Raw genomic sequence first — 12,628 nt, 5'->3', positions numbered from 1 at the left:
TATCGAACTCACAAGGCCAATAAGCCACTCCGTGGTATCATGTCTCCCTTTTGCGTTCCAAAAACGCATTAAATTTCATATACTGCATTTTTCATGCGGTGTAAAAGAGAGCGGCTTTGTCAAAAGCCTTGCCTGTGCAGCCTTCAAAGTCGCTGCTGACAATCATGCGGGAATCAGACGTGACTTATAGCGTCAAAGAAATTTTTTATACTCTACAGGGCGAGGGCAATCATGCCGGGCGTCCGGCGGTGTTTTGCCGTTTTTCTGGCTGCAATTTGTGGTCGGGGCGGGAAGAAGACAGGGCGACTGCGGTTTGTCAGTTTTGTGATACCGATTTTGTTGGCACAAACGGCGAGGGTGGTGGCAAGTTCAAGCAGGCGGCGGAACTGGCAGCGACCATCAACGCTTTGTGGCCAGTATCCTATACTGCCAGTAAGTATGTGGTGTTTACTGGTGGCGAGCCTTTATTACAACTTGATGCTGTGCTCATTGATGCTATGCATGCCGTGGGTTTTGAGATTGCCATAGAAACCAATGGCACTTTGCCCGTGCCTGAAGGTGTAGACTGGATTTGCGTCAGCCCTAAAATGGGTTCTGAGCTGGTAGTGCGCAAAGGCAGCGAGTTGAAAGTGGTGATCCCGCAGTTTGGTCAGAATATGGCGGCATATGCAAATCTTGATTTTGAACATTACTTTGTACAAGCCATGGATGGCCCTTTGAGAGACGATAATTTGCGTCTTGCAATTGAATACTGCAAACAGCATCCGCAATGGAAGCTGAGTTTGCAGACCCATAAACTATTACAGATTCCTTGAGTTTTCATGTTAACGATTACCAGAAAGTTGGAATTCGATGCAGGTCATCGTATTCCCGATCACGGCAGCCAGTGTCGCAATTTGCACGGTCACCGCTATACCTTGCAAATTACCTTGACCGGCGATGTCGTTCAGAAGGATGGCGAGTCGGATAACGGCATGATCATGGATTTTGGTGATATCAAGGCGCTGGCCAATGAGCATCTGGTCAATCTGTGGGATCATTCCTTCATCGTCTATGAGAAGGATTACATCATCAAGAATTTCCTGGAGAAGCTGCCAGGCCACAAGACTGTGGTGATTGATCGTGTACCGACAGTAGAAAACCTGGCCAAGATCGCTTTTGATATTTTGAAAGTGGTTTATCACGGCAGATTTGGCCGTACTTTGGAATTGACCAAGGTCACCCTCTATGAAACCCCGAATTGTTGGGCAGAGATAGACGGATAATGGTCGACGAGCAAAATCTGCCACCGCAAGGTGGGCAGAACCAGCAGAACCTGCGTGATGCCCAGTTCATGCAGGCAGCCTACCAGCAAGCCCTGTTAGCCTGGAATGAAGGTGAAGTGCCGGTCGGTGCTGTAGTCGTTAAGGATGGTGTGATCATTGCCAGTGGCTATAATCGGCCCATAGGCAAACATGACCCAACTGCCCATGCTGAAATTATGGCCTTACGCGCAGCGGCTGAGTTAATGGGCAATTACCGCCTGCCAGGTTGTGAACTCTACGTTACTCTTGAGCCGTGCATGATGTGCGCCGGAGCGATGATGCATGCCAGGCTGGCGCGCGTGATATTTGCTGCCAGCGATCCCAAGACAGGCGTAGCAGGTTCTTTGTTAAATGTGTTTGAGCATGGGCAATTGAATCATCATACCCAGGTCACCGGCGGCATATTGGCAGACGAATGCAGTAGCATGCTCAAGGATTTTTTTGCTCAGAGGCGTGCTGCAGCTGTGCAAAAGAAGCTGACCGCCAGCGATAGTGCATCCCTTTTAGAAGACTGAAAAGACTACTATATTCATGATGTCTGAACAAAACAAGCAAACTGGAATTGCCATCGTCGCCCCTAGTGGAGCACCTCTGGACGACAGCCTCATAGAGCGCGGCTTGCAATGCCTGACCGGGCAAGGGTTTAAGGTGCACAGTTATTATAAATCTGCGGCTAAATTCCAGCGTTTTGGTGGGACTGATGCAGAACGTGCAAGGCAAATGCATGAAGCAGCGCAAAATCCAGATGTGCAGATAATCATGGCTCTGCGTGGCAGCTACGGCATGTCGCGGTTGTTGCCATTGCTGGACTTTGATTTGCTGGCAAACAGCGGCAAGTGCTTTGTCGGCTATAGCGATTTCACTCTGGTGCACCTGGCTATGCTGGCACGTGGCCGTACCAGTATAGCTGGTCCCATGTTATGTGATGATTACATACGTGCGCAGCCAGTTGAATATACGCTGCAACAATTCAAGGCGTGCGTCAGCAATACTTCACACACTGTTGAATTTGAAACTGACGCAAGTCTGGAGTTCAAGGTGCAGGGCAAATTATGGGGTGGCAATCTGGCCATGCTGACGCATGCAATCGGCACGCCTTATTGGACAGAAGTTGAAGATGGCATACTGTTCCTGGAAGATATAGGCGAACACCCATATCGCATAGAGCGCATGTTGCTGCAACTGCATTTTGCTGGTGTGTTGAGCAAGCAAAAAGCCATCGTACTCGGAAATTTTTCTGCCTATAAATTGGCTGAGCATGATAACGGTTATGACTTCAATGCCATGCTTGCCTATATCCGTGGTCTGATTGAAGTACCCATCATTACTGGTCTGCCATTTGGTCATATATCGACCCGTGCCAGCTTGGTAGTCGGTAGTCAGGCAGAATTGAAGGTTGGGACAGGGCAGGTTAGTTTGAATATGTACTACTCATTGTAATTCCTCCGAATCGTTAAAAAAGCCCGCCCTTCTATAGACGGGCGGGCTTTTTCATTCTTGTATCTTAATATTTAATCCGCCGCATAAATATCATTATCTCTGGTTTCTTTAACAAAGAAGAAGCCGATCACTGCTGTCACGCTCGCAATGGCGATCGGATACCACAGACCATAATAAATATCGCCTTTAGACGCCACCATGGCCACTGCAAAGAATGGCAGCAGTCCACCGAACCAGCCATTCCCGATATGATAGGGCAGGGACATGGACGTGTACCTGATACGTGTCGGGAACATCTCCACCAGCATGGCGGCGATTGGTCCGTATACCATCGTCACGTAGATAACCAAAACAGTGAGCAATATCACTACCATGACATAATTGATTTGCTCACTGTCGGCTTTTTCAGGGTAGCCTGCAGCTTTAATCGCAGCAGCCAGATCTTTAGAGAAAGCCTTGTCTTTTGCTGTTGCTTCTGCTGGTGGTAAGCCCTTGGATACAAAGGATTCAATGAGAGTGTCACCAACCTTGACGGATGCGACCGTGCCAGCCGGTGCTTCTATATTGGTATAGTTGACTGATGAGGCTGCCAATTTTGCTTTGACAATGTCGCAAGAAGAAGTGAATTTCTTGGTTCCAGTAGGATTGAACTGGAATTGGCAATCCGCAGGATCTGCAGTGACAACAACAGGAGAGTTTTTAAGTGCTTTTTCCAGAGTTGGATTGGCAAAGTGCGTGATAGCGCCAAAAAGAGGGAAATAGGTCACTGCTGCGATAACGCAGCCTGCCAGGATAATTGGTTTTCTACCTATCTTGTCAGAAAGTGTGCCGAAAATAATGAAGAATGGCGTGCCTATCAGTAATGCCCCACCAACCATCATGTTTGCCAATGCACCATCAACTTTCAATACCTTTTCCAAAAATATCAATGCGTAGAATTGCCCGGTGTACCAGACAACTGCCTGTCCCGCAGTGAGGCCCAGCAAAGCCAGGATAACTATCTTCAAGTTTTTCCATTGGCCAAAGGATTCAGTCAGCGGGGCTTTTGAAGTCTTGCCTTCGGCTTTCATTTTTGCGAACGCAGGTGATTCATTCATCGATAAGCGTATCCATACTGAAATTGCCAGCAGGAAAACCGACACCAGGAAGGGGAAGCGCCAGCCAAATACGGCAAAATCGGCTTCACCCATGATTTTGCGTATGCTCAGGATTACAACCAGGGACAAAAACAGGCCAAGCGTGGCGGTCGTTTGTATCCATGCTGTATAGGCACCACGTTTTCCATGTGGCGCATGTTCTGCAACATAGGTTGCAGCTCCACCATACTCACCACCCAGAGCTAGCCCTTGCAGGACGCGCAGTAATACCAGAATGATAGGGGCAGCAACGCCTATGGTTTCAAAATTTGGTAATAAGCCGACGCAAAACGTGGAGCCACCCATGATCAGGATGGTGACCAGGAAGGTGTACTTGCGGCCTATCATGTCGCCCAGGCGACCAAATACCAGGGCCCCAAAAGGACGGACAATAAATCCTGCAGCGAATGCAAGCAATGCAAGAATAAATCCTGTATTCGGGTCTGTACCTTTAAAGAATTGTTGTCCTATGATGGACGCAAGTGCCCCATATAGATAAAAATCGTACCATTCAAAAACGGTGCCCAGCGAAGATGCAAAAATAACCTTGCGTTCTTCAGATGTCATGCCGCCTGACGTTGCGATAGGTGCTGTCGCCATGCTTGTCTCCTGTTTTAAGTATATTAAGTTTGCTAAAAAATGGTCAAAAATGCAAAGACGCATTGTAGACATAATTTTTATGGCACGCAAAGTGTGCAAGTCGAAACTTACGGCTTGCTTGCTCGAAACTTACAGAAACTTACGAAAGAGCTATCCTGGATATGTAAAGAAGTGCAATATTCAAGAGTAAAATTGAAGAAGATAAATTTACGAACGGTCGTACTAAAATGTGATATTCTAGTTTTTGAGCTTGAGGATATGTGCTTTTAATTCAAGCAAGAGAGTAATTTACTTCTTATGATGGCAAGCAATTCCAGTCTGTAAAACATACTTATACAAATTAGGAGATCTACATGTCTGACGCAGTTATTGTATCCACCGCTCGTACCGGCCTGGCAAAATCCTGGAAAGGTGCTTTCAATATGACGCATGGCGCTACTATGGGTGGCCATGTGCTGAATGAAGCTATAAACCGTGCGAAAATAGAAGCGGGCGAGGTGGAAGATGTCATCATGGGTTGTGCCACACCAGAAGGCGCAACTGGCAGCAATATCGCCCGTCAGATCGCTTTGCGGGCAGGTTGCCCAGTAACTACGGCTGGTATGACGGTCAACCGGTTTTGCTCTTCCGGCTTGCAGACCATCGCTCTGGCAGCACAGAGGATTATTGCCGGTGAAGGTGATGTCTATGCGGCAGGCGGCGTCGAGTCTATCTCTTGCGTACAAAACGAAGCCAATAGCCATATGATAGTTGAAACCTGGTTGAAGCAACATAAGCCAGAAGTTTACTGGCCCATGCTGCAAACTGCAGAAACCGTTGCCAAGCGTTATGGCATCCCACGCGAACGTCAGGATGAATACGGCGTACAAAGCCAGTTGCGTGCCGCCGCCGCCCAGGCTGCTGGTTTGTTTGATGCCGAGATCGTGCCGATGACGACTGTCATGGGCGTCGCCGATAAAGCGACCGGCATGCTGATCACCAAAGAAGTCACTATCTCTGCTGATGAAGGCATACGTGCAGATACTACGCTCGAAGGCGTATCCAAAATCCGTACCGCAGTGCCAGGTGGTGTCATTACTGCTGGTAATGCCAGCCAGTTCTCTGATGGCGCCTCGGTTGCCATTTTGATGAATAGCAAACTGGCTGAGGCAAAGGGCTTGCAACCATTGGGTATTTTCCGTGGTTTTGCGATTGCTGGTTGCGAGCCTGATGAAATGGGTATAGGTCCTGTCTTTGCCATTCCCAAACTCTTGAAAAAAGCTGGCCTCAAGGTTGAAGACATAGGTTTGTGGGAGTTGAATGAGGCGTTTGCCGTGCAAGTCTTGTATTGTGCAGACAAACTCGGCATCCCTATGGATAAATTGAACGTCAATGGTGGCGCGATTGCAGTCGGTCATCCATATGGTGTTTCGGGTGCACGCCTGACCGGCCATGCTCTGATAGAGGGAAAGCGCCGTGGTGCAAAATATGTGGTTGTCACCATGTGTATTGGTGGTGGACAGGGTGCTGCAGGTCTGTTTGAAGTAGTCTAAGCTGAATGCATGTTGGGTGCTCATGCTGTTGTCATGCAGTATGAGCAAAATGGGTATTTCATCTCTTTTGTCCAAATAAAGCCATGCAATCTAAAATTCTTTCCCGCCGTGATCTCGAATTCATGCTGTATGAATGGCTGAATGTAGAATCACTGAATCAAAGGCCACGTTTCGCCGACCATAGCCGCGAAACTTTCAATGCCGCCCTTGATACCTGCGAACAAATAGCGACAGACCTGTTCGCTACCCACAATAAAAAAAATGACCAGCAGGAGCCGCACTTCGATGGCGAAGAAGTGCATATGATTCCTGAAGTAAAAACGGCCCTGAAAGCATTTTGCGAAGCTGGCCTGATGGCGGCAGGACAAGACTTTGATGTCGGTGGCATGCAATTGCCCTGCGTTGTTGAAAAGGCTGGCTTTGCCTACTTCAAAGGGGCGAATGTAGGGACGGCATCTTATCCCTTCCTGACCATAGGCAATGCCAATACCTTGCTCAAATGTGGTACACCTGAGCAGATAGAAACCTTCGTCAAACCCATGCTGGAAGGCCGCTTCTTTGGCACCATGTGTTTGTCTGAACCTCAGGCAGGCTCCAGCTTGTCTGATATTGTCACCAGGGCTGAGCCCCAAGAAGACGGCACTTACCGGCTGACTGGCAACAAGATGTGGATATCGGCAGGTGAACATGAGCTTGCAGAGAATATCGTGCACCTGGTGCTGGCCAAGGTGCCAGATGAAAATGGCAAGTTGATATCTGGTGTCAAAGGTATCTCACTTTTCATCGTACCTAAAAAACTGGTCAACGATGATGGTAGCATGGGCGAACGCAATGACGTAGTGCTGGCTGGACTGAATCACAAAATGGGTTATCGCGGCACCACCAATTGTCTGTTGAATTTTGGCGAAGGTAAATTCAAACCGGGAGGCAAGGCAGGTGCGGTAGGTTACCTGGTTGGTACTTTACATCGGGGCATGGCAAACATGTTCCATATGATGAACGAGGCGCGCATAGGTGTCGGCTTGGGGGCCGTCATGCTGGGCTATACCGGCTATTTACATGCGCTGGATTATGCACGCAATCGCCCACAGGGACGTGCACCACTCAACAAAGACCCGGCTGCACCGCAAGTGCCCATCATTGAACATACCGATGTCAAACGTATGTTGCTGGCACAAAAAGCCTATGTCGAAGGTGGCCTGGCATTGAATTTATTCTGCGCCCGCCTGGTCGATGAAGAACGTACCGCCCCGTCGCCGGAAGCCCGTACCCATGCTGCGCAAATGCTGGAGATATTGACGCCTATCGCCAAATCCTGGCCCTCGCAATGGTGTCTGGAAGCGAATAATCTGGCGATACAGGTGCATGGCGGTTATGGCTATACCCGTGAATACAATGTAGAGCAGTTTTACCGCGACAACCGCCTCAATCCCATCCATGAAGGTACGCATGGCATACAGGGCCTGGACTTATTGGGCCGCAAGGTAGTCATGCAGGACGGTGCCGCGCTTGAGGCGCTGGGCGAAATCATGCACAAGACCTTGGCCAGGGCCGCAGCGCATCCTGAATTGCTAGCCTATACCAAATCACTGGCACGTGTGCTGCAAAGACTGGCCAGCGTTACCCAGCAACTGCACGGCGTGGGGGATGCCAACAAGACCCTCGCGAATGCCTCGGCTTATCTCGAAGTATTTGGTCATGCCGTGATTGCCTGGATGTGGCTGGAACAAGCTACCTTATGCCTGAACAAGGAAAATCACCATGATGCTGATTTCTACGCAGGCAAACTGCAGGCTTGTAAATACTTCTTCCACTGGGAATTGCCACGCGTTCATCCACAACTGGATTTGCTGTCGAATATCGATATGACGACTTTCGAGATGCAGGATGCCTGGTTCTGAACCATAGCCTTTAAATAATCAAAAGCACATATATCAAACGATACACCACCTGCCTGCGTGCAGACAGGTGGTGGCCGCATATACTGGAGACTAACAATGAGCAAAGCAATTCGTAGCGTACAACAATTATTTGACTTGCACGGCAAGACGGCCCTGATTACTGGTGGCTCGCGTGGTCTGGGCCTGCAAATGGCAGAAGCACTGGGTGAGCAGGGCGCAAAAGTGGTGCTGTCTTCACGCAAGCAATCTGACCTGGATGAAGCCGTTGCCCACCTGAAAAGCCGTGGTATAGATGCCAGCGCGATCGCTGCAGACTTGTCCAAAGAAGCAGCGGTCCAACCGCTGGTGGATGAAGCACTGGCTCGCTTGGGACATATCGATATCCTCATCAATAATGCCGGCGCTACCTGGGGTGCTCCAGCGGAAGATTATCCAGTCGATGCCTGGGATAAGGTCATGAACCTGAATATCCGCAGCATCTTCCTGATCTCGCAGGCAGTTGGCAAGCGCTCAATGATACCGCGCAAATATGGCCGCATCATTAATATTGCTTCTATCGCTGGCCTGGGGGGCAATGCACCGGGTACCATGCAGACCATTGCATATAACACTTCCAAGGCAGCCGTCATCAACTTCACCCGTACCCTGGCTGGTGAATGGGGTGTGCATGGCATTACAGTCAATGCGATTGCACCGGGGTTTTTCCCCTCCAAGATGACCAAGGGAATACTGGAAAACCTGGGTGAAGAAAAACTCGCCAAAGAAGCACCTTTGCAGCGCATAGGTGATGATGAGGATTTGAAAGGCGTGGCAATGTTGTTTGCCAGTGATGCTGGTAAACACATCACTGGCCAGACCCTGGCAGTGGATGGTGGAGTATCTGCGGTATGACGGAAACTAATAAGTCTGTTTCCGAACTTCCCATTGCTCAGCCTACACCGGTATTGAATCCCTTTCTATATGACTTGGGTGTTGAATTCCTGGAAATGGAAAATGGCCAGGCACGTCTGGCGCTGGATTTGACAGCTCGTCACATGAATAGCTGGCAAATCGCTCATGGCGGTGTGATCATGACCATGCTGGATGTAGTCATGGCCATGGCAGGGCGCTCCATGAGTAGTGACCTCAAGGGCGTCGTTACGGTAGAAATGAAAACCACCTTCCTGCAACCTGGCGGTGTGCCGGGTGGTCGCGTGGAAGCGCGCGGCAAGGCTTTTCATCAATCCACCACCATGTGCTTTTGCGAGGGCGAGGTCTGGAATGGCGACAAGCTGATTGCCAAAGCCATGGGTACTTTCAAATATCTGCGACGTTTGAAGTCTGGCGAAAATATGAAAAAACTCTACGGTAGTGACTGATTAAAAAAATTGACGTTGTTTCTGCAAGTCCTATAAAAAATAAATGGAGACCAACATGCAGCAGACCCGCTTTGCAATTCTTTTCTTTGCTTTACTCGGTGGACCATTCATGAACATGTCTTCGGCACAAACTGCCTTGCCTGATGCTGAGGCAAGTGACCCGCAAAAAATGGGCTGGATGCAAGGTTTTCCACCGGCACCTGACAAGCTCATCAAGTTTGCCAATGGCAGTAATTATCAGTTCCCCCGCACCCGTTGGTCGTTTTCGCATGGGCGTGAACTGGGGCCTACCAGCAATGTCTGGCATGGTGCAGGACCTGTTTCAGCTTTGCCGGTGGCTTTGCGTGATCTTGATAAATTGCGGTTCGCAGATGAAAAAGGCAGCGAGATTGGCTGGGCTGATATGCAAGCCCGTACTTATACCGACAGCATACTGGTACTGCACAAGGGCAAGATAGTCTATGAGCGCTACTTAGGCATTACTAAAACCTATTTGCCGCACATCGCCATGTCGGTCACCAAGTCTTTCGTAGGTACGCTGGCTGCGACTTTGGCTGCAGACGGCAAACTGGATCCCAGTGCGCCCGTCACACAATATATTCCTGAACTCAAAGACACCGCCTATGGCGACGCCACTGTACGCCAGGTCATGGATATGACCATAGGTGTACAGTATTCTGAAAATTATGCTGACCCCAAAGCTGAAGTCTGGGATTACGCCAGGTCAGGCGGACTGCTGCCGACAGCGCCGACTTATGACGGGCCTAAAACCTTTTATGATTTCCTGGTGAAATTGAAAAAAGAAGGCAAGCATGATGAGGCATTTGCCTATAAGACCGTGAATGCTGAAGTGCTGGCCTGGATAGTCAGGCGCGCTAGCGGGCAAAATCTGTCTGATCTCTTGTCTGAACGTATCTGGCAAAAACTGGGCACCGAGAATGATGCGTATTTTGCGGTGGATAGTATTGGTACTGAGCAGGGTGGCGGTGGTTTGAACCTGACGCTACGCGGCATGGCACGCTTTGGTGAAATGATGCGCCTGAATGGCAGGTTCAACGGCCAACAAATTATTCCTGCTGCTGCAGTAGAAGATATACGCAAGGGTGCTGACCCAGCCAAATTTTCCAAGGCTGGCTATGCGACCTTGCCCGGTTACTCCTACCGCAATATGTGGTGGGTAGGGCATAACAGCCACCAGACATTTGAAGCCCGTGGCATACACGGGCAACGTATCTATATAGACCCGGTGGCCGAAATGGTCATCGTTAAATTTTCCTCCCATCCCATTGCTGCCAATGGTGCGACTGACCCTGTCACTTACCGTGCCTTCCAGGCTTTGGCAAATCACTTGATGAAATGAGCAAATCATGACAACTGCTTCTCAACTTTCTTACCAGCGTATAGTCCTGGCCTCCCGCCCCAAAGGTCAGGTTGTGCCAGAAAATTTCCGCCTTGAATCCCTGCCTGTGCCAGAACTCAAGGATGGCGAGCTGCTGGTGCGCAATCACTACATGTCGCTGGACCCTTACATGCGTGGTCGCATGGAAGATGCAAAAAGCTATGCCGCCCCGCAAGTCATAGGTGAAACCATGATAGGCGGTACCGTGGGTGACGTGGTCGCCAGCAAGAATGCTAAATTCAATGTCGGTGACAAAGTCATAGGCATGCTGGGCTGGTCAGAAATGGGGGTGTCTGATGGCTTGTTGTTGCGCAAAGTCGATACGACCCATATTCCTTTATCAGCCTACCTGGGTTCGGTGGGCATGCCTGGCCTGACAGCCTGGTATGGCTTGACCCAGATCATGCAACCCAAGGCTGGTGAAACTATTGTGGTGTCTGCTGCCAGCGGTGCAGTGGGTAGTGTGGTTGGTCAGTTGGGCAAGCAACTGGGCTGCCGTGTGGTGGGCATAGCCGGTGGCGCAGACAAATGCGCTTATGTTGTCAATGAACTGGGCTTTGATGCTTGCATCGATTACAAGGCAGGCAATCTGGAAGTCGATCTGGCAGCCGCAACACCGGATGGCATTGATGCCGTGTTTGAAAACGTCGGCGGTGAAATCTTTGACGCCAGCCTGGCGCGCATGAATGCCTTTGGTCGTATCGCACTGTGTGGTTTGATCGCTGGTTATAACGGTGAACAACTGAGCATAAAAAACGCCCGCGTATTTTTGACCATGCGTTTGACGATGCGTGGCTTTATCGTCTCTGAACATATGGATTTGTGGCCGCAGGGTTTGAAAGAGCTGGGCGGCCTGGTTGCGACGGGCAAATTGAAGTTCCGTGAATCTGTCGCTGAGGGGCTTGCTGCTGCGCCAGAAGCATTTATCGGCCTGCTGAAAGGCAAGAACTTCGGCAAGCAATTGGTGAAGCTGATTTGAGCTAATCGTATAAACCTAAAGAGCGCAGAGCAGCCATGTCCGATCTTATTTTCCATAATTTTGCGATTTCTCCATTTTCAGAAAAAATACGCTTGATTTTCGGTTTTAAGCAATTGAGCTGGAAGTCGGTCACAGTACCTATCATCATGCCCAAGCCAGATGTAACGGCATTGACGGGTGGTTACAGGCGTACGCCCATATTACAAATTGGCGAAGATATTTATTGCGACACATCCCTGATTGCCGAGGTGCTGGAAAAACGATCACCTGCACATACGCTATACCCGGTTGCCGTCAACGGTCTTGCACGCAACTTGGCGCAATGGGCGGATACTACTCTGTTCTGGACGGCAATTCCTTATGCATTTCAGCCTGCAGCCATCCCATCCCTATTCGGCAATATCAGTGCAGAGGAATTGCAAGCCTTCAGCGCAGACCGGGCCACCATGCGTGGCAATATGCCACGCACCAGCATGGGCGAAGCCAAAGGCCAGCTTTGCGAATATTTAATGCGTCTGGAAAACATGCTCAGGGGCGATGCGCCGTTTCTGCTGGGTGCGCAAGCCAGTATTGCTGATTTTTCTGTGTATCAGGCTTTGTGGCTGATACGACTGGCTCCAGCGATCAATCCTGTCTTCGATGCGTATCCAAAGCTGCTGGAGTGGATGGATCGTATCGCTGCTTTCGGCCATCACCAGTCTGAAGCTCTGAGCAGCGCAGAAGCACTGGAGATCGCCAAAAACGCACAGGGATTTGATACGGCAGGACGCAATTTTGTTGACAGCCATGGCATAGCGCTGGGTGAGCAGGTTGCCATCATGCCGACCAACTATGCGCTGGACCCAGTGGTGGGTGAACTGGTTATTGCCAGTGAAAACGAATTCGCTGTGCGCCGTGAAGACGAACGAGCTGGAACTGTGGTCGTGCATTTCCCACGAATAGGCTTCCAGATGAAACGTGCAAATAAATAAGCTTAATA

General features: G+C 49.8%; 12 protein-coding genes. 11 read left to right on the top strand and 1 reads right to left on the bottom strand.

All coding sequences use genetic code 11. The features are described 5' to 3' along the window. The first annotated feature begins 179 nt into the window (after positions 1-179). Genes queE through ACO0LC_RS15560 form a run of 4 tightly spaced genes read left to right on the top strand, consistent with a single transcriptional unit; the run spans position 180 to position 2,744 of the window. On the top strand, positions 180-815 hold the full coding sequence (gene queE, locus ACO0LC_RS15575; protein WP_423004755.1) for a 7-carboxy-7-deazaguanine synthase: 636 nt from the start codon (positions 180-182) through the stop codon (positions 813-815). A gap of 6 nt (positions 816-821) precedes the next feature. Further along, positions 822-1,265: a 6-carboxytetrahydropterin synthase QueD gene (gene queD, locus ACO0LC_RS15570; RefSeq protein ID WP_422941532.1), complete on the top strand. Its 444-nt coding sequence runs from the start codon at positions 822-824 to the stop codon at positions 1,263-1,265. After that, complete coding sequence (gene tadA / locus ACO0LC_RS15565) at positions 1,265-1,819, top strand: tRNA adenosine(34) deaminase TadA (RefSeq protein ID WP_423004626.1); 555 nt, start codon at positions 1,265-1,267, stop codon at positions 1,817-1,819. Before queD ends, tadA begins: the two co-directional genes overlap by 1 nt. 19 nt (positions 1,820-1,838) lie before the next feature. Next, positions 1,839-2,744, top strand: a complete 906-nt coding sequence (locus ACO0LC_RS15560; RefSeq protein ID WP_423004624.1) for an LD-carboxypeptidase — start codon at positions 1,839-1,841, stop codon at positions 2,742-2,744. A 71-nt stretch (positions 2,745-2,815) separates the two neighbouring features. On the opposite strand, the gene ACO0LC_RS15555 is transcribed toward ACO0LC_RS15560, so the two are convergent. Beyond that, complete coding sequence (locus tag ACO0LC_RS15555) at positions 2,816-4,480, bottom strand: MFS transporter (protein WP_423004622.1); 1,665 nt, start codon at positions 4,478-4,480, stop codon at positions 2,816-2,818. A 353-nt stretch (positions 4,481-4,833) separates the two neighbouring features. On the opposite strand from ACO0LC_RS15555, the gene ACO0LC_RS15550 reads away from it, so the two are divergent. The 7 genes from ACO0LC_RS15550 (at position 4,834) to ACO0LC_RS15520 (ending at position 12,620) form a co-directional block, all read left to right on the top strand. Next, on the top strand, positions 4,834-6,012 hold the full coding sequence (locus ACO0LC_RS15550; RefSeq protein ID WP_423004620.1) for an acetyl-CoA C-acyltransferase: 1,179 nt from the start codon (positions 4,834-4,836) through the stop codon (positions 6,010-6,012). A gap of 83 nt (positions 6,013-6,095) precedes the next feature. Next, the gene (locus tag ACO0LC_RS15545; RefSeq protein ID WP_423004618.1) at positions 6,096-7,913 is read left to right on the top strand and encodes an acyl-CoA dehydrogenase; all 1,818 of its coding nucleotides are present in this window, start codon (positions 6,096-6,098) and stop codon (positions 7,911-7,913) included. A 108-nt stretch (positions 7,914-8,021) separates the two neighbouring features. After that, positions 8,022-8,804 (top strand): SDR family oxidoreductase, encoded by a 783-nt coding sequence (locus ACO0LC_RS15540; RefSeq protein ID WP_423004753.1) that lies wholly within the window; start codon positions 8,022-8,024, stop codon positions 8,802-8,804. After that, positions 8,801-9,271, top strand: coding sequence for a PaaI family thioesterase (locus ACO0LC_RS15535; RefSeq protein WP_423004616.1), 471 nt, complete (start codon positions 8,801-8,803; stop codon positions 9,269-9,271). The genes ACO0LC_RS15540 and ACO0LC_RS15535 overlap by 4 nt, the downstream gene beginning before the upstream one ends. A 109-nt stretch (positions 9,272-9,380) precedes the next feature. Next, positions 9,381-10,631 (top strand): serine hydrolase domain-containing protein, encoded by a 1,251-nt coding sequence (locus tag ACO0LC_RS15530; protein ID WP_423004751.1) that lies wholly within the window; start codon positions 9,381-9,383, stop codon positions 10,629-10,631. A 7-nt stretch (positions 10,632-10,638) separates the two neighbouring features. Continuing rightward, positions 10,639-11,649, top strand: a complete 1,011-nt coding sequence (locus tag ACO0LC_RS15525) for an NADP-dependent oxidoreductase (protein WP_423004614.1) — start codon at positions 10,639-10,641, stop codon at positions 11,647-11,649. 35 nt (positions 11,650-11,684) lie between these two features. After that, positions 11,685-12,620: a glutathione S-transferase family protein gene (locus tag ACO0LC_RS15520; RefSeq protein ID WP_423004612.1), complete on the top strand. Its 936-nt coding sequence runs from the start codon at positions 11,685-11,687 to the stop codon at positions 12,618-12,620. Positions 12,621-12,628 lie beyond the last annotated feature (8 nt).

It is taken from the genome of Undibacterium sp. JH2W (assembly GCF_049340425.1).
Classification (GTDB): Bacteria; Pseudomonadota; Gammaproteobacteria; order Burkholderiales; family Burkholderiaceae_D; genus Undibacterium.
The sequence above is the reverse complement of the archived record's forward strand: the minus strand, read 5'-3'. Positions and strand labels throughout refer to the sequence as shown.

Coding starts and splice junctions, on each gene's coding strand:
- ACO0LC_RS15520 (WP_423004612.1), top strand. CDS start 11,685: ATGTCCGATCTTATTTTCCATAATTTTGCGATTTCTCCATTTTCAGAA.
- tadA (WP_423004626.1), top strand. CDS start 1,265: ATGGTCGACGAGCAAAATCTGCCACCGCAAGGTGGGCAGAACCAGCAG.
- ACO0LC_RS15555 (WP_423004622.1), bottom strand. CDS start 4,480: ATGGCGACAGCACCTATCGCAACGTCAGGCGGCATGACATCTGAAGAA.
- queD (WP_422941532.1), top strand. CDS start 822: ATGTTAACGATTACCAGAAAGTTGGAATTCGATGCAGGTCATCGTATT.
- ACO0LC_RS15545 (WP_423004618.1), top strand. CDS start 6,096: ATGCAATCTAAAATTCTTTCCCGCCGTGATCTCGAATTCATGCTGTAT.
- ACO0LC_RS15535 (WP_423004616.1), top strand. CDS start 8,801: ATGACGGAAACTAATAAGTCTGTTTCCGAACTTCCCATTGCTCAGCCT.
- ACO0LC_RS15530 (WP_423004751.1), top strand. CDS start 9,381: ATGAACATGTCTTCGGCACAAACTGCCTTGCCTGATGCTGAGGCAAGT.
- ACO0LC_RS15525 (WP_423004614.1), top strand. CDS start 10,639: ATGACAACTGCTTCTCAACTTTCTTACCAGCGTATAGTCCTGGCCTCC.
- ACO0LC_RS15560 (WP_423004624.1), top strand. CDS start 1,839: ATGTCTGAACAAAACAAGCAAACTGGAATTGCCATCGTCGCCCCTAGT.
- ACO0LC_RS15550 (WP_423004620.1), top strand. CDS start 4,834: ATGTCTGACGCAGTTATTGTATCCACCGCTCGTACCGGCCTGGCAAAA.